The organism is Streptomyces sp. NPDC051105, assembly GCF_040682795.1.
Classification (GTDB): Bacteria; Actinomycetota; Actinomycetes; order Streptomycetales; family Streptomycetaceae; genus Streptomyces.
This window is the reverse complement of record NZ_JBFBBR010000022.1, coordinates 73,040-90,669: the sequence shown is the minus strand read 5'-3', so window position 1 is coordinate 90,669 and position 17,630 is coordinate 73,040. Positions and strand designations below refer to the sequence as shown.

Annotated in this window: 18 protein-coding genes and 2 pseudogenes; 12 read left to right on the top strand and 8 right to left on the bottom strand. The window is 69.0% G+C overall.

The genetic code is table 11. The features are described from left to right. Nucleotides 1-848 precede the first annotated feature (848 nt). The 3 genes from AB0N16_RS37535 to AB0N16_RS37525 form a co-directional block, all read right to left on the bottom strand. Nucleotides 849-2,522 (bottom strand): esterase-like activity of phytase family protein, encoded by a 1,674-nt coding sequence (locus AB0N16_RS37535; protein WP_365804801.1) that lies wholly within the window; start codon nt 2,520-2,522, stop codon nt 849-851. Between the two features lie 97 nt (nt 2,523-2,619). Next, nucleotides 2,620-3,606: a L,D-transpeptidase gene (locus tag AB0N16_RS37530; protein ID WP_365804799.1), complete on the bottom strand. Its 987-nt coding sequence runs from the start codon at nt 3,604-3,606 to the stop codon at nt 2,620-2,622. A 511-nt stretch (nt 3,607-4,117) separates the two neighbouring features. Beyond that, entirely contained in the window at nt 4,118-4,756 is a 639-nt protein-coding gene (locus tag AB0N16_RS37525) for a TetR family transcriptional regulator (protein ID WP_365804797.1), read from the bottom strand. 361 nt (nt 4,757-5,117) lie between these two features. Here AB0N16_RS37525 and AB0N16_RS37520 point away from each other — a divergent pair, with 361 nt between their 5' ends. The 4 genes from AB0N16_RS37520 to AB0N16_RS37505 all read left to right on the top strand — a co-directional run bounded on the left by AB0N16_RS37520 (nt 5,118) and on the right by AB0N16_RS37505 (nt 7,770). Next, a complete protein-coding gene (locus AB0N16_RS37520; protein WP_365804795.1) occupies nt 5,118-5,264 on the top strand; it encodes a hypothetical protein in 147 nt (48 codons plus the stop codon). After that, nucleotides 5,252-5,425: a hypothetical protein gene (locus AB0N16_RS37515; RefSeq protein WP_365804793.1), complete on the top strand. Its 174-nt coding sequence runs from the start codon at nt 5,252-5,254 to the stop codon at nt 5,423-5,425. The genes AB0N16_RS37520 and AB0N16_RS37515 overlap by 13 nt, the downstream gene beginning before the upstream one ends. A gap of 265 nt (nt 5,426-5,690) precedes the next feature. After that, a complete protein-coding gene (locus AB0N16_RS37510) occupies nt 5,691-6,605 on the top strand; it encodes an aldo/keto reductase (RefSeq protein ID WP_365804791.1) in 915 nt (304 codons plus the stop codon). Between the two features lie 232 nt (nt 6,606-6,837). After that, nucleotides 6,838-7,770, top strand: a complete 933-nt coding sequence (locus AB0N16_RS37505; RefSeq protein WP_365804789.1) for an LLM class F420-dependent oxidoreductase — start codon at nt 6,838-6,840, stop codon at nt 7,768-7,770. Between the two features lie 18 nt (nt 7,771-7,788). On the opposite strand, the pseudogene AB0N16_RS37500 reads toward AB0N16_RS37505, so the two are convergent. Next, nucleotides 7,789-8,030 (bottom strand): annotated as a pseudogene (locus AB0N16_RS37500) (hypothetical protein); the annotation flags it as partial. A gap of 216 nt (nt 8,031-8,246) precedes the next feature. Between AB0N16_RS37500 and AB0N16_RS37495 the strand changes: the two are divergent. Together AB0N16_RS37495 and AB0N16_RS37490 are read left to right on the top strand one after the other, a co-directional pair. Further along, nucleotides 8,247-8,846, top strand: a complete 600-nt coding sequence (locus AB0N16_RS37495) for an isochorismatase family protein (protein WP_365804787.1) — start codon at nt 8,247-8,249, stop codon at nt 8,844-8,846. Nucleotides 8,847-8,856: 10 nt separating this feature from the next. Next, nucleotides 8,857-9,768 carry a DJ-1/PfpI family protein gene (locus AB0N16_RS37490; RefSeq protein WP_365804785.1) on the top strand — a complete coding sequence of 304 codons (912 nt, stop codon included), beginning with the start codon at nt 8,857-8,859 and terminating at the stop codon, nt 9,766-9,768. 116 nt (nt 9,769-9,884) lie between these two features. Here AB0N16_RS37490 and AB0N16_RS37485 read toward each other — a convergent pair whose 3' ends face one another. Further along, nucleotides 9,885-10,646 (bottom strand): phosphotransferase, encoded by a 762-nt coding sequence (locus AB0N16_RS37485; RefSeq protein ID WP_365804783.1) that lies wholly within the window; start codon nt 10,644-10,646, stop codon nt 9,885-9,887. Nucleotides 10,647-10,746: 100 nt separating this feature from the next. On the opposite strand from AB0N16_RS37485, the gene AB0N16_RS37480 reads away from it, so the two are divergent. The 3 genes from AB0N16_RS37480 to AB0N16_RS37470 all read left to right on the top strand — a co-directional run bounded on the left by AB0N16_RS37480 (nt 10,747) and on the right by AB0N16_RS37470 (nt 13,193). Next, nucleotides 10,747-10,941, top strand: a complete 195-nt coding sequence (locus AB0N16_RS37480) for a hypothetical protein (RefSeq protein ID WP_365804781.1) — start codon at nt 10,747-10,749, stop codon at nt 10,939-10,941. Nucleotides 10,942-11,290: 349 nt separating this feature from the next. Then, nucleotides 11,291-11,884, top strand: a complete 594-nt coding sequence (locus AB0N16_RS37475) for a helix-turn-helix domain-containing protein (protein WP_365804779.1) — start codon at nt 11,291-11,293, stop codon at nt 11,882-11,884. A 34-nt stretch (nt 11,885-11,918) separates the two neighbouring features. Continuing rightward, the gene (locus AB0N16_RS37470; RefSeq protein WP_365804777.1) at nt 11,919-13,193 is read left to right on the top strand and encodes an MFS transporter; all 1,275 of its coding nucleotides are present in this window, start codon (nt 11,919-11,921) and stop codon (nt 13,191-13,193) included. A 56-nt stretch (nt 13,194-13,249) separates the two neighbouring features. Here AB0N16_RS37470 and AB0N16_RS37465 read toward each other — a convergent pair whose 3' ends face one another. Next, nucleotides 13,250-14,104, bottom strand: coding sequence for an inositol monophosphatase family protein (locus AB0N16_RS37465; protein WP_365804775.1), 855 nt, complete (start codon nt 14,102-14,104; stop codon nt 13,250-13,252). A 75-nt stretch (nt 14,105-14,179) separates the two neighbouring features. On the opposite strand from AB0N16_RS37465, the pseudogene AB0N16_RS37460 reads away from it, so the two are divergent. Then, a pseudogene (locus AB0N16_RS37460) lies at nt 14,180-14,257 on the top strand (IS5/IS1182 family transposase); the annotation flags it as partial. Beyond that, the gene (locus AB0N16_RS37455; RefSeq protein WP_365804892.1) at nt 14,234-14,479 is read left to right on the top strand and encodes a hypothetical protein; all 246 of its coding nucleotides are present in this window, start codon (nt 14,234-14,236) and stop codon (nt 14,477-14,479) included. The pseudogene AB0N16_RS37460 and the gene AB0N16_RS37455, both read left to right, overlap by 24 nt. Before the next feature lie 45 nt (nt 14,480-14,524). Here the strand turns inward: AB0N16_RS37455 and AB0N16_RS37450 are convergent, their stop codons facing one another. Next, nucleotides 14,525-15,820 carry an MATE family efflux transporter gene (locus AB0N16_RS37450; protein WP_365804773.1) on the bottom strand — a complete coding sequence of 432 codons (1,296 nt, stop codon included), beginning with the start codon at nt 15,818-15,820 and terminating at the stop codon, nt 14,525-14,527. A 227-nt stretch (nt 15,821-16,047) separates the two neighbouring features. Here AB0N16_RS37450 and AB0N16_RS37445 point away from each other — a divergent pair, with 227 nt between their 5' ends. Further along, complete coding sequence (locus tag AB0N16_RS37445) at nt 16,048-16,647, top strand: YdcF family protein (RefSeq protein WP_365804771.1); 600 nt, start codon at nt 16,048-16,050, stop codon at nt 16,645-16,647. A 198-nt stretch (nt 16,648-16,845) separates the two neighbouring features. On the opposite strand, the gene AB0N16_RS37440 is transcribed toward AB0N16_RS37445, so the two are convergent. Next, nucleotides 16,846-17,577: an alpha/beta fold hydrolase gene (locus tag AB0N16_RS37440; protein ID WP_365804769.1), complete on the bottom strand. Its 732-nt coding sequence runs from the start codon at nt 17,575-17,577 to the stop codon at nt 16,846-16,848. Between the last annotated feature and the right edge of the window lie 53 nt (nt 17,578-17,630).

Here is a 17,630-nt window from a genome sequence, read left to right as displayed (position 1 = left end):
CCCGCAGTGACCGGAAGGCTCATGCCGGCGAACGTTCATCGCGGGCCGTGCCGAGGTAGCCGGGCGCGATATCCCGCGGAACGGAGACGCCCACGTCCTTCAAAACCTTCACGGCCCTTACCCCTAGGCAATCGGAAATTACGTGAGGATGGATCTCGCGCATGCTAGTCAGCGCCTGGGGCCCCGCTTACCGCGGCGGACTGCGGTGCCGCCGATTCCCCCGTTGGTGCCATTTCGCGAGTGCCAATCAGCCGAAGCGGCGAGGTTCCAGGCGCGGAGGGGCCGTGCCGGTCGCGGCGCACCAGTGGCGGACGTATGGCTACGGCTTCTCGCGAGGGCAGCGGGGGCTATGCCCGAAGCCGGAGTTCGGACCATCCCGGTAGACCATCCCGGTAGACCATCCCGGTAGACGAACCCGGAGGACGAACCCGGTAGACGAACCCGGTAGACGAACCCGGTTGACGATGACGAGTTCAGCGGCTGGTGGTCTCCGCCTCTGCGGGGTTGGTCAAGTCGCGGTTCACTGCCGCCGGTACCACCGCACAGTTCGTCAGCACGTACGGTGCCGGGCCACGGGGCTGGAGCCGCCGACACCAGGATCCGCGGTGGCGCCGGGCGCCGACGGGCGTCTCTCGGGCGATGCCCGGCCCTTCTCGACGGATTTGCCGGGCTACGCGGTACACGGTTGAGTCGAACACCAACTCGCCTTTGTGCCGAGGATGTTGCCAGCTGTGCTGGGCCGGTCCCAGGGCGATCACTGCCGATGTGGCGATCACGCACATTCCGTCCGTTCCCGCCCCGGGCCCGTCCGTCGGAGTGGAGGGGCCCGGGGCGGGGCGCTGAGTGCGTCACTGCACGCGGATCGTCACCGTGACGGTCTTGAGCACGGCCGGCAGCTTGGTGGTGTCGACCTTCAGGATCTCGCCGTTGTCGGTCTGGCCCGTGGAGGGCAGCACCTTCTGGTGGACGGTCCATTTCCCGTCGGGGTCGACGGCGATGGTGTCGATGCCGAAGTCGTCGTCGTTGGACAGGTACAGCGTCTTGCCGGCGTCCGTGGTGGCGACGCCCTCGACCTTGTCGTGCGCGAAGAACTTCCCGCTGGGGTCGAGCTGGCTCACCAGCGTCCCGACGTTGAGGTACGGCTGCTTCTGCGCGACCTGGACGCCGGCACCGGTGAGCGCGGTGAGCGCGGCGTTGGTGCCGACCTTGCCGACGAACGCCTCGGGCGACTTGCCGCCGATCGTCAGCCCGCTGACGTCGGTCGCGCCGTTGATGTCGACCTCGTAGAGGGACTTCTGGGCGAACGGCTCGACGTTGCCGTCACGTTCGTCGATGACGAACTTCGTGTCGGACAGCGCCGTGATCTCGCTGTTGGCGTCACCCGTGGTGGCCGGGTCGTCCAGCAGGTACAGGTACTGCTTGGTCTGGAGGGTGCGCAGGTTGACCGTGACGATGCGGGTGGGCGACAGGTTGGACGCCTTGGTGCTGCCGAGATCCGGCTGCTGCAGCGCGGCCTGCGTGACGCCCACCAGCGTCGAGCCGTCCGGCGTCACCGTCAGGCCCTCCATGCCCTTGTTCTTCAGGCGGTTGGCCAGCTCGGCCGGCAGGTAACCGACGATCTTGTGGTACTGGTTGTCCGGGCTGTCCTTGTACGGGGTCAGCCGGCCCAGCTCGTAGCCGTTCCGGTCGAAGTGCGTGAGGTACGGACCGTACTCGTCCGACACCCAGAACGTGCCGTCGGGCAGCGCCACCAGGCCCTCGGAGTCGTAGCCGTAGGGGTCCCGGGCGACGGGCGTGGGAGTGCCGCCGTTGGCGTTCGTCGCGGCGACGTCGTCGATCACCTCGCTCGTGTCGTGTGGCGGACGGCCGCTGTACTGCACGCCGCCAAGGCTCTTCGGCCCCTTCAGGGTGACCTTCCTGACCAGCTCGGCCTTGCCCTTGACGAGCTTGAACTCGCCGATCTGCGGCGTGAAGTCGGTGAGCATCTCGGACTTGTTGCCGTCCGGGGCGTCGGCGTTGGGGCCGCGGTCGGTGAGGCCCCAGAAGTAGCCCGACCTGCCCGGGACCGGGGCGAGCGCGGACCCGTAGCCCTCACCGGAGATCCGGGTGGTGGTGCCGCCCGGGCCTGCGACCGTCGCGAGCGAGGGCAGCGCGTCGCCGTTCGGCTGGGTGTCCCTGAACAGCTGGACGGCGTCGGTCGCCGTGTACGTGAAGGTGTCGGTGCCCTTGAAGCCGGAGCTCGGGGTGTACGTGAAGGTGCCGTCGGCGTTGACCGTCGCCGTGCCGTGGGACGGGTCGGTGTGCCGCACGACGGCGGTCGCGCCGGAGTCGTTGCGCAGCACGTCGCCCGTCACCTTGTCGTGGCCGGAGAAGGAGTCGGCGGCCGCGTCGAAGTCGTGCGTCGGGGCGGACAGCCAGCCGTGCGCCTGGGCCACGACTGTGCCTGTGCCCGCCACGGCGACGGTGACGGCGATCGCTATGCCGATCCGGGTGCGCTTGCGCAAGCGAGGTCTTGAGGTCATACCCATGAACCTGTAGGTCAGTGATGAACTCTGAGTCGCCTTCCGGTGAACCACCAGTTCAAAACGGGCCTGTTTTCGTTCTTGGGGTTTCAGCGCGTCAGAGCGTCGCCGTCGTCTGCTCCCCCGACGCGCTGCCCGCGAGCCACTGGTCCCATCCCAGGTTGAAGTCGGCGTAGCCGTTGTCGGCCGGGGCCTTGGCGCGGGGCGAGCCGGTGATGGTCACGGGATCGCCCTGCTTGACCTGGCCGTAGAACCACTTGGCGTCCGACATGGACAGGTGGACACAGCCATGCGAGCCGCGGGCGCTGCCGCTGCCCGGGTTCGGGTCTCCGGTGGAGTAGTGCACGTACGTGCCGGACTGGGTCAGGTGGACGTCCCAGGGCAGTGTCAGGTCGTAGTAGTTGGGGCTGCCCTTGTCGCAGCTGATGCCGACGCTGCAGGAGGTCATGTGCACCTTCTCCTGCTTGTCGATGACGGCCATCGTGCCGTTCCAGGTCGGATACTCGGCGCTGCCCGCGTTGATCGACAGGGTGCGTACCGTCTGGCCGTTCCGGGTCACCTTCATGGTGTGGTCGGTCACCGAGACGTCCGCGCGTACATCGTCGCCGATCTTGAAGGTGTGCGTGTAACCGTGCACGCCATAGCGCCCGTTGCCGTTGCTGACGCCCTTCATGTCGGCGTCGATCTTCACCGTCGTACCGGAGGGCCAGTACGTCTTCGGGCGCCAGTCGGCGCGCCTGTCGCCCATCCAGTGCCAGGCGCCGACCACCGGCTGCGAGGCGCTCACCTTCATGTGCTTCTCGACCGTGGCCCGGGCCTTGGCCGCGACCGGGTTGGTGAAGATCACCGAGATCGGCATGGCCACTCCGACCGTGGTTCCGGTCTGCGGGGTGATCGTGTCCAGCAGCATCGGAGGACCGGCCGGCTTCGTCGGTGAGGGCGAGGCGCTCACGCTCGGCTTGCCCGACGCCTTCGGGTCGCCCCCGCTCGCCTTGTCACTGCCGCCCCCGCCGCAGGCACTCGCACCCACCACGATCAGGCCCGTGACGAGTGCGATCCCTATGCCGCCCTTGCGCCGCCCCACGATCTGCCCCGCTCTCTCGTTCTTCGACCCTCACGGGCCCGACTCCGACTCACTGTCAGACAGTGATGGCATGGCCCACGGTTGCCTGTTTCACGTAAAGCGTGTCTCAAACTTCGGCCTGCTGGAGACCGCCGGTGACGGAGAACGACTGCCCGACCAGCCGCGGGTACGCCGACCGGTGGAAGTCCTCGAAGCCTGTCGGGTCGGCCTGTCGTCCCCGGCCACCGTTGCCTTTGCGTTCCACTCAGTCGGTGCCCAGCGGGGCCGCCACCACGCGTTTCTGAGCGGGAGTCAGCGCCAGCCGGGCGAGGTGCGCCGCGGTGGCCCTGCGCACGGGCGAACAGCCGCACACGGGCGACACTTCGCTTGTGTATTCGGGCTACGCGAACGGCGGGCCGTACGACCACGCTTACCTGCAGGTCTACGGCTTCAACGGCGCGCCGCTCACCGTCCGCGGCGACACGACCCTCAGTTACTGGAGCTGTCGGGATTCCGGGGGCCGTCGGTCTGGTCAGCGGTCGCTGGCGGCTTCCCCGCGGAACGCCCCCGCCACCACGGGGACCAGCTGCCGTTCGATCTGCTCCGCGGACATGGCGGCCAGCTCGGCGCCGATGGGTGCCAGCGCCAGCCAGTTCAGCAGGCCTGCCGCGCAGCGCGTACGGAAGATCAGTTCCTGCTCGTCGACTCCGGGAAGGTTCGCCGTCAGCACCCGGAGGGCCTCCCGGCGGCTCTGGTCGAACTTGCCGTTCAGCCGCTCCCAGGCCTGGGGCGGTTCAATGCCGACCCGCGCCACGGTCCGCATCACGGCCAGGTCCTGTCCACCGGCCGCCAGCGCGCGCATCATCGGCCGGGCGAACGCCGCCGCCACCTCGTGGAGCGTCGCGGTGGAGCCGAGCGAACCGAGTTCCAGGAGCTGTGCGTCCAGATACCGCTCCAGCGCGTGTTCTATCGTGGACTCGCACAGCGCCTTCAGCGATCCATAGTGGTAGCTCACCGCGGCGACGTTGGCTCCGGCGCGCTCTGTGATCTCGCGGAGAGTCACGCCCTCCTGGCCTCGCTGCGCGAGCAACTCCAGGGCGGCCGTCTGCAGCCCGTCCCGCGTGCGCTGCCCGGCCTCCCGGCGCAGATCCGCCTTTTCCACCCTCGCCATAGCATGTACTCAAGCAGATGCTTGAGTACATTGTCAACAGTCGGCGCGCGATTCGGGGCCGACCGCGAGCAGGCCCACCCCGGCCCGAGCACAACACCAGGCGGAGCATCGACGCCCGGGCCGGCCCGTGACCGCGACCTCACGTCGCCACTCCGGATCGCTGCCACAGAAACGAGCCGACCGGCCGCGACTCGGCCACGCGCACGCCTCCACGGTGGCGCGACCGCGGACTGTCAAGCAGTGGCTTGACAGTCCGCGTCGACACCCATAATGTCAAGCGAGCGTTTGAATTACTAAACACGCAGGAGAGGCCATTAAAGGCGGATCTCGGATCCTGTGAACCGACCTGGAGGAACTGGACATGAAGCTGCTCAGCCGGAAGTCGATCACCGCCGCCACCGCGGTTGCTGTCCTGGGCGGTCTTTCCATCGCCGCCGCGCCGACGCAGGCCGCAAACCCCGCCCACAGCGGTGCGGCGGTCCGCAGCAGTACGGCGTGCCGGACCTGACTCCTCGCCAGCTGGCGAAGCTGCCGCTCACGGACCGGCACCTGACCAGGCACGAGAGGCGCAATCTCGCTGTCGTCCTGCGCTGCTTCGTCGGCTACTCGGCCATGTACCAGCAGATGGGCGTCAACTGGGACTGGGCCTCGGCGGTCGAGAAGCATTGAACCGCTCCCCGGCGGCTGACGCCCGGCACCACCAGCCGCACGTCACCCCCCGGTTTCCGCCGCGCCGGCCGCCGCAGGGCCGGGAGCAGTAGCGCGGAGGCCTTCGGCCGCGTGCCGGGACGAGAAAGCCGTCCGAGCCCTTCACGTCCGCGCCCTTCAGGGGCAGGGAGCCCGGGTTATGTCGTCAATACGGAGCGGGACTCGCCGTTCCATCAGCACCGACTCGAACAATCGGCAAGACGCGAAAATCGGCAGGGAGATTACGGTGACCAAGACGCACGATCGTGAATTGACCGCTGGGGTGAAGGTTCCCCTTGTCGGTTTCGGGACTTATCTCATTCCGAACGAAGAGGCCCCGTCCGCCGTCGAGAATTCCCTGGCCGCAGGCTACCGACACGTCGACACGGCCGAGGTGTACGAGAACGAACGCGGCGTCGGCGAAGGGCTGCGTCGCGGTTTGCGGCGAGAAGGTCTCGAACGCGGCGACGTCTTCGTGACGACCAAGCTGTGGCCGCTGGTCCAGGAGCGCGCCAAGACGAGCGAAGAGACCCTGCGGTCCCTCGACGAGAGTCTCGAGCGACTCGGTCTGGAGCACGTCGACCTGTACCTCATCCACGCCACGTTCGGGCGTGAGCAGCGTCTGGAACAGTGGCAGGCACTGGTTGAGGCCCACAAGAGCGGCAAGGCGCGTGCGATCGGCGTCTCGAACTTCAATGCCGCTCACATCGACGAGCTGGCAGAGGCGGGACTTCCCCTTCCGCACGCCGATCAGATCGAACTGCACCCCTGGTCGCAGAAGCCCCGACTGACCTCCTACCTGAACCAGAAGGGCATCACGCCCATCGCCTACAGCAGCCTGGTTCCGCTGTCGACCTGGCGCACCGCGCCCGGCCAGATGAGCGGAAAGACGCAGGAGATGCGCGCCGAAGGAGAGCGCTCCGACTCCCCCTTCAAGAAGCTGGCGGCAAAATACGGTGTGACCGAAGCGCAGTTCCTTCTGGGCTGGGGCGTGCAGAACGGCTATCCGGTGCTCCCGAAGAGCACCGACCCAGTCCGCATGCGTGAGAACCTGGACGTTTTCTCGTTCCGCATCGACGACGCCGACCAGGACTACATTCGCGGTCTGGATCGCGGCGCAGGGCTTGCCTGGGGCGAAGTAGATCCCACCACGCACGGCTGACCAGCCCCAGACCAGCGCGTTTCCCGGCCCCGCCCAGCATCCCGCAGGCCCGATGGGCGCCCCCGGCTGCCCCCGGCGGTAGGTCTGGGCCGGGCCAGCACACCTTTCCGGGGCGGCCCGGATCCCCCCGTGCGAGGGATCCGTTCGGACCAACCTCGGCCGGGACTCGCCCCCACCTCACCGAGTTGACGTTAACTTGATTGCGCAACCAACTACAGAGGAGCGCACCGGCATGACGACCCGGCTCGGAATCGGTCTTCCGCAGAATCGGCAGTACAACCTCGGCAAGGACGTCCCCGACGTGGCACGCGCCGCGGAGGACATCGGATACGACAGCCTCTGGGTGTACGAACGAGCCCTGTTCCCGGAACCCCAGACCCAGCCCCTGTACGGCGTCCCGGGCCTGCCCTGGCCCGATGCCTACCGGGGCGTGGCCGAGCCGCTGGTCACACTGACGCTCGCGGCGGCGGCCACCGAGCGGGCCGAGCTGGGCACCGCCGTGCTGGTCGCCCCGCTGCACATCCCCTTCCAACTGGCCAAGTCGCTGGCCACGTTGGACGCGGCGAGCGGCGGCCGGGTCGTCGCCGGCTTCGGCAGCGGCTGGTCCCTCGACGAGTACGCGGCCGCCGGGGTACGCCCTTTCGAGGAGCGCGGCAAGGTCATGGACGAGATGGTCGAGGTGTGCCGGGCGGTGTGGGGCCCGGACCCGGTGGTCTACGAGAACGGCCGGATCACGAGGATCGCCTCGGCCGTGGTCGGGCCGAAGCCGGCCCGACCTATCCCGATCCTGGTGCCGGCCAACACCCCGCGGGCGATGCGACGGCTCGTCGACCACGCCGACGGCTGGCTGCCGTACGCCGACGGTCCCGATCAAGTGGCCGAGAGCTGGCGCCGACTGCAGGACCTCGCCGCCGAGCGGGGCCGCACCCGGCCGCTGCGGACGGTGGTGCGCGTGAACCCGGACTACACCGCCAAGCGGCAGGAAGGGACGGACCGCCAGCCCTTCCAGGGTGACGTCGAGCAGATCGTCAGCGACCTGATGGCGTACGCCGAGATCGGTCTCGACGAGTTCCTGGTCGACCTCTCATGGGCCACGCGGGATGCGCAGGAGCTGAAGGACGTGGCTGCCGAGGTGTACTCGGCGGCCCGTGCGGCAGGTTTCTGACCGGCTCGCGCGGGCCGCGGGGAGTTCGACCGGCGTGATCTCGTCGTAGACGTCTCCGGGGCCCGGGTCGGTCCGGTCGATGGCGCCTCCGAAGCGGTGCGTGACGCCCCAGACCGCGTTCAGCTCGGTCTGGACGGCGCCCTCGGCCGGCCCGCCCTCCCCCGCCCTCCCCCGCCCTCCAGGAGATGTCGTCCCCTCCAGGAGATGTCGTCGCCGGCGAGGAAGTCGCCCTGGCTGTCCGCGGGCAGCCGGTCCTGCACCCTGCGTTCTTTCAGCAGCGCGAAAAGGAAGATCAACAATTACCACGCCTGGCTGACTCACAGACCTTGGGTAGGCCCCCGACTCCAACCGTCGAAGCCAGCACGTGGTGGCCGGCGCCCAGCGAGTGGACACGGCTCCGGTGGTGACCGGATCGGTCCGCACCCGGACCCGATGAGGCCTGTCGCGCGCCAGCCCCGCCGGTCAGGCTTGGGGGCATGACCCGAGCACTGATCGTCATCGACGTCCAGGAATCCTTCCGCGCCCGCCCGCTGTGGGAGACCATCTCCAACCCGAAGATCGCCGACCAGGTGGACCGGCTGGTCCGGCTGGCCCGCCAGGCCGGGGACCTGGTGGTGTGGGTGCTGCATTCCGAGCCCGGCAGCGGTGATGTCTTCGACCCCGCCCTCGGACATGTCCGGCTGATGGAGGAGTTGCAGCGCCGGGACACGGAACCGCTGATCCACAAGACCTCGCACAACGCCTTCACCACCACCAACCTGCAGCAAATCCTCACCGAGCGCGGCATTCACGAACTCACTGTCTGCGGCATCCGCACCGAGCAGTGCGTGGAGACCACCACCCGCGTCGCGAGCGACTTCGGCTACCTGGTCACCTTCGTCATCGACGCCACCGCCACCAACCCGATCCCGCACCGTGACGCTCCCGCCGACCAGAGCATCGCCGAACTGCTGTCGGACCCCCGTACCCTGAGCGCCGAGGAGATCATCAGGCGCACGGAGTACGCCCTTGCCGGACGCTTTGCCACCATCACCACTGTCGGGCAACTGGAGGCTGCGGCCGGGGCTCGGGCATGATGACCGGATCGTGAGCCACATCGTCTTTCTCCTGGTGCCCGGACTCCACCTGCTGGACCTGGCAGGCCCCGCGCAGGTCTTTTCCACGGCCTCCGACTTCGGGCACCCCTACACGCTGAGCTACATCGCCGAGCAGCCGCTGGTCCCCACCGCTCAGGGCCTGTCCTTGGCGGCCCGGCTCGACTGGCCCGAACTCGACCAGGAGGATCTGATCGTGGTGCCCGGCTGGCGGGCGCCCGTCCTGGCCGGCAGTCCTGCCATCGGCGCGGCCTTCCTGCAGTCCCTCCGGGACCACCACGCCAGGGGCGGGACCGTTGCCAGCGTCTGCGCCGGAGCCGAGGCGCTCGGCCGAGCCGGGCTGCTCGACGGTCGCCGCTGCACCACCCACCACGATGTGCAGGACGAGCTCGCACGCCGCTACCCCAGGACGACGGTCATTCGCGATGTTCTGTACACCGCCGACGACCGGGTGGTCACCTCGGCCGGCATCGCCAGCGGCATCGACCTGGCGCTGCACCTGATCGCCACCGGGCACGGCCCCGCCGTCGCCGCACAGGTGGCCCGGGACATGGTCGTGTACGCGCGGCGCAACGGCCATGAACCGCAGGCCAGCGCAATGCTCAGGTACCGATCCCACCTCGACGACACCGTGCACCACGCCCAGGACCTGCTCGACGCCCGCTTCGACCAACCGTTGCCCCTGTCCGCCCTGGCCGCGACCGTGGGCGTGAGCGAACGTACCCTCACGCGCCTCTTCACCCGCGCCACCGGCGGCCTCACCCCATTGCGCTATCAGCAGACCCTCCGTCTCGAACGCGCCGAGCACCTCATCAGTCACGGCGCCACGGTCGATGCCGCCGCCCGCGCGGTCGGCTTCGAGGACCCCCGCATGCTGCGCCGCCTGCGAGCTCGCGAGCACTGACCAGCAGCAGCGCGCGATCGCCTCCCGCTGAGCATCTCCTCACCGGGGGTCTACGGAGCCGGGAAACACCTGCGCAGGAAGCCACCCCACGACCCGGCGTGCCCCTCCCCGCGCGCTCAGTGCAGTGCGCGTTCCAAAGCGCCCTGATGATCGGAAACCCACTGATGGGCCCTTTGGACTTCCCTCACCACCCCGGCATCCCGAAGCCGGACCATGGCGTCGTCTCCGGCATCGGCCTGGGTCTCGATGCCCCGCCAGCACCGGTCCTGCCACCACAAGACCGTGGCCACAAGACGGTGCCGGTCCGACAACTCGTAGCTGTCGGCGATCAGCCTCATGCGCCGGGCTGCCTCCCCGACGTCGGCCACAGCAGGGCCGAGACCGAGGTACTGCCAGCAGACATGAGCGACGTCATAGATTCGGGCGCCCGGCGCCCCCAGATCCCAGTCGATGAATGCCGCCGGCCGAAGCGAGCCACTGACCAGCCGATAGACCGTGTTCCGGGGCGACAGGTCGTTGTGACAGACGACCTCGTGGGATCGGGCCAGTGGGGTGCCGGCCGTCAGGTCGTGGAACTCCCGCACGAGCCTGGCGACCGCCGCCAAGCTCTCGTCCGACGACACGGCAGCAGGTTGTCGCGGCTCCCACGCCACATGGCCGTCAAGGTAACTGAGCGCTTCCCGGCCCTTCTCGTCCACACCGAGATACCGCGGAGCTCCGTTCCAGCCACTGGCTTCGAGCAACCTCAGCAGATCACCCACGAACTTCGTGCGAGCAGAGGCTGGACGGCGCACCGTGTCCCCGACACGAACGACGGCATTGACGAAACCTCCAGGCAAGGACAACTCAGGCATCCCTCCACCCTGCCCGATCGTCACCTCGAATTCTCCATGACTTGTCAGTAGCCGACCTCGGCGAACGACGCGCCGGGGGACGTACCGTCAGTTCTGGACGCAGAACTCGCCGGGCGTTCCGGACGTGAACAGGCCAGGTGACCGCTTCGGCGGCGCCCTCAGCGTCCGGGACGTCGACGGCGACGGCGGGGTCTGGGTCTTCCCCGCCACCAGCGACGGCCCCTCCCCCAACCGCTCGTGGTCCTTCAACGGCAGCACACTGCACGCTCCCAACCCCGACGCCCGCTTCGGCCAGACCCTGGCCCCGCACGGCCGCTGACAGCAGCCCACCGGTCGCCGAACGCCGACAGCCCGCCACACGACACACGACCGCCCGGCTTCCGGACCACGCAAGACCGACCGGCTTCCGCGCAAGCACCGGAGGCTGTGCCGAACCCCCGCAGTGCGCCTTCTCCGGACCGGCGCCCGCCGGACGCCGGAGGCCCGTGTAGGTGGCCGCCCGGTCCGCGGGGCGGGCGGCGGCGGCAGTCCCACTGCACACGAGTCCGGGCCCACCCGCTACGGGGGAAAGCGGTGGGCCCGGACTGGGCCAGGCTCCCACACCGCCACCCTCGTGCAACTCTGAAGGAGTTATTGCGAAGTTTTCGCTTCATATCTACGGTGACCGCATGCGCCCGAAGCGTGAGCCCGAGCAGATCACCGATCTATCACGGTTGAGACTGTTCATGAACCCGCTGCGGATGCAGCTCTGCCGGCTGCTGCTCGCCGCAGGCTCCGCGACCGCCTCTCAGCTCGCGGAGTATGTCGACGAGACGCCGTCGCTGGTCAGTTATCACCTGCGCAAGCTGGCCGAGCACGGCTTCGTGATCGAGGCGAGCGGCCAGGGAGCCGACGGCCGGGAGCGGTGGTGGCAGGTGGCGTCCGAGGAGGGCTGGGGTTTCCGCGAGTCGGACTTCGCGGACACGCCTGAGGGCGCCGCCGCCGTCGGTGCGGTGACGCGCAGCCTCTTCGACACCCGTATCACCCAGTACCGTGCCTACCTCGACCAGAAGTCCGCTTGGGGCACCGAGTGGGCCGACGCGTCCTTCAGCTCAGAGTGGCTGCTCGACCTGACCCCGGCGGAGCTCGCCGAGATGAGCGATGAACTCGAGGCGCTGACTCGGCGATGGCGAGAGCGTGGCAAGACAGCCAAGGCGGCCGGCGACACCGAGGGCCGCGAACACGTGTCCGTCCACCTCTACGGTTTCCCCTTCCGGCCCTGACGCCACCGTATCCCTCGACTTCCTGGAGCCCGCCATGGCCACCGCAGAGACATCCGTGCCCGAAAACGCCATCACACCGGCCTACCGCGACGGCAACGTCCTGCGCTGGCTCACCGCGTACACCGCCTCCCTCGTCGGCGACAGCGTGTACTTCGTCGCCCTCGGCTGGTCCGCTCAGAAGGCCGCCGGCCCCACCGAAGTCGGCCTTGTCATGGCCGCCGGCGCGTTACCTCGGGGGTTACTCATGCTCGGCGGGGGCGTGGTCGCCGACCGGTTCGACCCCCGCCGGGTGATCCTCGGCAGTGACGCGCTGCGCTGTCTCCTCATCCTGGCGGTGGCCGCCTGCGTCGCTCTGACCGCACCCGCTCTGTGGATCCTGATCGCGGTGGCACTCGTCTTCGGCGCCATCGACGCACTGTTCGTACCGGCGGTCGGTGCCCTCCCGCCGCGGATCACCGGCCCCGACCAGCTGGCCCGGGTCGTCGGCCTGCGTTCTCTGTCGATGCGCCTCAGCCAGATCGCGGGCCCGCCGATCGGCGGCCTGGCCATGGGGCTTGGAGGCCCGGCGGCCACCTTCACCGTCGCCGGCCTGCTCTTCGCCCTCTCCCTGCCACTCCTGCTGACGATACGGCTACGGTCTCTCGGAGGGCGGGACGCGGAGCAGCAGCCGGAGTCCGGCACGGCCCACAACGACCTGCTCGACGGCCTGCGTTACATCCGCCGCCACCGTCTCATAGGCCCGCTCGTCACCGTCGGCGCCATCTGCGAACTCGGCCTCGTCGGCACCCTCAACGTCGGCATGGTGCTCCTCAACGCCGAGCGCGGCTGGGGCCCTTCCGGTTACGGCTGGATCGTCAGCAGCTTCGGCGCCGGAGCGGCGGCCAGCGCCGCACTGCTCGCCATCGTCGGCCGGCTGCCGCGCGCTGGCCTGATGCTGGCCGGAACGCTGCTCGTGGGCTGTGCGGGAGCGGCCGCCATCGCGCTTGTGCCGACCCTCTGGTCCGCTGCCGTACTGGCCGCGCTGGTCGGGCTGAACGCGGGTATCTTCGGCAGCCTGAACAACGCCCTTGTCCAGACCGCGACAAATCCCACCTATCTCGGCCGGGTCACCTCGGTCGTCATGCTCACCATGGTGGGACTCGCGCCCCTCAGCTACCCGCTGGTCGGCGCCGCGATCGGAGCGTGGGGCGCCGCCCCGGTGTTCGTCGGCTGCGGCTGCTTCGCCAGCCTGGGCGTGGTCATCGCCCTGACCTCCGACGCGGTGCGGGGTGCCGAACTGCCCCGGCGGCGGGCAGAAGTGACCGCCTAAGGCTTGTCCCGCAACCGCTCGTCGGGGCGAAATGGTGTATCCGCAGGGAGGGTCTCTCAGTTGGCGGCCACGGCGATGTCCAGGAGTTGTTGGTGGAGCCCGGGGCGGGCGAACAGTGCGGCTCCGGTGTCCGTCCGGTACTGGCCGGTGAGGTCGCTGAAGGTGCCGCCGGCTTCCTGCACGATGGGGATCAGCGGGGCGATGTCCCAGGGGCCGGCTCCCAGGAGGAGGAAGGCGTCCAGTTGACGGGTCGCGACCAGGAGCGCGCCGTGGCAGGTGCCGGACCCGGTGGACGGTTTGCAGGGTGCCGGCGCGATGGGAACCGCTGCACTCCAGTCGAGCGACGGTCGGACCTGCGAGACGCCCCGGGCTAGCCGCGCGGCCACTGCGCGTTCCTGCTGACTCAGTCTGGACGGAGGCGGCCAGATGCCGACCGCCGCATCCTGGGCACTACCGCCTGCGGAGAGGGCCAACCGGTGCACCGGTGCGGCGGGGCTGGATGGGCATCGCCCCGCCCAGGAACCCGAATCCGGCCTGGCCCACCACCGGCGGCCCAGGGCAGGGGCGGAGACCATACCCAGGGTGATGCGGCCGTCCTCCTCGACCGCGATCAGCGTGCTCCACTCCGGTTCGCCGGCGAGGAAGCTCGCGGTGCCGTCGATGGCGTCGATGATCCACCGCCGTCTGCCGTGGCCCTGGGCGCCGAACTCCTCACCGATGAACGCGTCGTCGGGATACTCCTGGCGGATCAGGGAGCGCAGGACGATTTCGATCTCCTGGTCGGCGTCAGTGACGGGGCTCCCGTCACTCTTCGTCCGGGATTCGATGGTGGTCGAGAAGTAGCTCCGGGCGATGGCGTCCGCCTGGTCGGCGAGGCGGTGCGCCAGTTCCAGGTCTGCCGGGTCCGTCACGAGGCCGCCCTTCCCACCGTGGTCCGCCGATGAGACTCCGGATGGAGCGTGCAGACCCGATGCCATTATCAAGGTGTGGCTGCTGTGATCACGGCGTCGGAGCCGTCCTGGATTTCCCCGTTCACCGGACTGAACCCGCGCTGTTTTGCCAAGTTCGAACTATGGGACCGTCACACGGTTGCGCGGGTCGAGGACTCCGGAGTTCGGACGATTCGCAACGCGGTCGTCGGTGAGCTCCACTTCGAGGTGTCCAACACCTGGCTTGCACCACGGTCGGGTCACCGCCTGCAGGTCTTCGCCCCGGCCGATTCTGAGACCGAACGACGTCTCGCCGGCTTGGTCAGCCGGGCCCCCCACGTGCGGCCCGCACTGTAGGCGCCTCGGACATCGTCCCAACTGGCCTGATCGCAGGGCTGGTGGTCATGAGGGCGATGGCAAGCCGCTACGTGTGTGGAAGAAGTAGGCCTGACCAGCCACCAGCAGAAGGTTGGCGCCGGCCAGGGAGAGCCACAGCGCGTGCAGGCCTCCCGCGTTGCCGACGGGCACGGCGGCCAGTGCGAGCAGGCCGTAGCAGACGGCGAAGGCGGCCAGGCTGGGCACCGTGCGCTTGATACCGATCAGCCCGAAGCCGAAGACCGCCTGGACCGCGTCCGCGAGAACCGCGAGGAGGACGAGGGGCAGCAGGTCCAATACCTGGTCGCGCAGGTCGGAGTCGTGGGTGAAGACCGAGATCACCGGATCGCGGACCAGAGCCAGCAGCGCGGCCAGCGCGGCGACCGTGCAGACGGCGACCCTCACTCCGGCGAGCGCGGTGCGCCGTATCTCCACCACGTCTCCGCTCCTCACAGGGTCGGCCATCAGGGGTACGGTCGCCTGGCCGACCGCGACCGCGGCCGTGAACATGAGGTTCGCCAGCGACAGCGCGATGCTGTGCACGGCCGCGCTGTCGGTGCCGACCCGGGCCGCGGAGAACGCGAGCACGCCCAGCGCTCCGAACTTGATGAGGACGGTCGCCGCGAGGGGGATGCCGACCCCGGCGATCCGCAGCACATCGCGCGGCCTCGGCCGTCCCAGGGCCAGCGGCCTCCCCGCCAGCACGGTGTTCCGGCGGAGTTGCACGTGGGCAAGCGCGGCGTTGATCGTGCTGGAGGCGAACATCGCGATGCCGGCACCCGGCAGGCCCAGGCCGTCCCAGGATCCGAAGCCGCCGACCAGCGACAGCGAGAGTGCCACAGCGACCACCGTGCCCGTCAGGCCGGATCGCATCACGGCCTTGCCCTTGCCCAGGCCGACGAGTGCCGAGGTGGCGGTGGCCCCGATCGACATCATCACGACGGCGCAAGCCAGGATGTAGGGAAAGACGCCCAGTTCGTCCAGGGTCGTCTCGGGGACGCCGCCGACACCGCCGATGACCGGGACCGCCACGACCGCGACCGCCCCCAGCAGGCCCACGAAGATGCCGAGCCATATGCCGTTGCGCAGCACGGGCACCAGCGCGTCGGCGTCCTCTTTCTGCGCCGAGACAAATGGCATGACGCCACGCATCGCCCCGGAGACCGTTGCCATGGCCGGACTGAAGACCGCCAGCGTGACAGCGAATGCCGCGAGCGAGCCCGTGGCGTGCCGCCCCAGGACGGCCGTGTCCACCAGCGACGCCGCCGATGACGCGATCATGCTGAGGTAGAGGGGCATGGCGGCACCGGCTATGCGCCGCATTCTTCCCCTCTCCCCCGCTCCGCCCGAAGCGGCGGACGCTTTCACCAACACACCTCTCCCCCTTTCATCTCTCACGCCACAGCAGGGCTACATCGTTCCAATGATCAGTTCGGTTTGATCGCGCGATACCGAGCGCGATACCGAGCCTGATGCGCGGCGGTTACGGGCGTGGTGGGGGTGGGCGCCGAAGGCGGACAGTCGCTACCGCAGTGCCCTAGAGTCGCCGCATGCGACGACGGACACGACTGGCGATGGCTGTGGCCGCGGCCCTGGCCTGGGGCGAGTGGTTGAACTGGCGCTGGTCGCGAGCGCTCGTCGGAAACAGCGCGGGCGCATCCGAAGCCGTGGTCGTGCTGGGGTACCGGAACCCCCAATCGACGGCGAACTTCATCAACCGCTGGCGAGTGCGCGCTGGTGTCCGTTCCGTTGCCGACGGCAGTGCGCGTGGCACTCGCGTGATTTTCAGCGGTGGGGTGACCGGCAGCCACGCTGCGGAAGCCCGGTTGATGGCTGACTACGCGAAGTCGGTGCTCGAGTTCGAGGGCACGGTGCTTCTCGAAGACCAGAGCGCGACGACATGGGAGAACATCACGAACGTCATCCCACTGCTTGAGGACGTCGACCGCATCAAGGTCGCCTCCCAACCAGCTCACGCACTCAAAGCCCGTGCGTACTTGCGGCGGCAGCGCCCTGATCTCGCTGAGAGGCTCGTGCGAGCGGATGACTACCGCCCTGGCGAGTGGATGGTCGCCAAACCGCTGCTGGCTCTGTACGGGCTTTGGACACTCCGCGGTCTGAAGGCCGAAGAACGGAAGGTCTCACTGTAGATCCGCAAGCGGCGGAATCGTTGCCGGCGGGCGATCGCGCGCTCCACGACGCGGCGTTGAGCCCCTAGCAGGGCGGCGCACCAACCCCGCCGGCGCAGGCAGGCGCGGTTGGTGCGGCACGAACGGGTGCCCCCGTCCCCACTCACCCGTGGCAGGTGAACGCGAGGACGACCGGCGACCCGGGCCCAGAACCCGTTGTCAGGCGAGGTGCCGGGTGAAGAATCTCAGTGTGCTGTCCTGTTCGAATGCCGGCAGGTCTCCGTGTCGGCCGGGGTTGGCGTGCAGCGTTTTCTCCGTCGAGGCGAAGGCGTCGAAGAGCGCCAGGCCTTGGTCACGCGGCACACGCTCGTCATCCCACTGCAGCAGAAACTCCACCGGAACGGTGATCCGTGCGGCGTCCTCGCCCGAGGCCAAGGCGCCGCCAAGGCCCAACACAGCGGCGCGGACGCGGGGTTCGGCGGCAACGAAGGGAACACCGAGTCCGCATCCCAGCGAGACTCCCCAGTAGCCCACGGGGCCGTCGCCCACGTGGTCGAGTTGTTGGACCGCTTCCAGAACCGCCCGCCATTCCGGAACGGTCTGGCGGGCCACGAGCGCCTGGAATCCGGCGATCAGCGGCGCGAGTTCTTCCCCTGCCGCCACACGTGCCTGGTTCTCGGTCGCGATCCGGTTGTACTTCTCGTCCAGCGGCCGATCGCCATGGCCCGGTACGTCGACCGCCAGCACCGCGAACCCGCACTCGGTCACGGAGCGGCGCGCACGGTCCGTGATGTCGGGGGCCTTCTTGTGCTGACCGCCGCCGTGTCCCATCACGATGAGGGGACGCGTACCGGCAGCGCCTTCCGGCGTCCACAGAACGCCGGGGATGTCGTTGAGGACAAAAAGCTGTTCGCAGACGCCGTCGGAGGACGTCTCAGAGATGAAGCGCATAGCGTTTCAAGCCCTTCGGGATGCCTTCTGCGGGCACTCCTCAGGCCATGCGA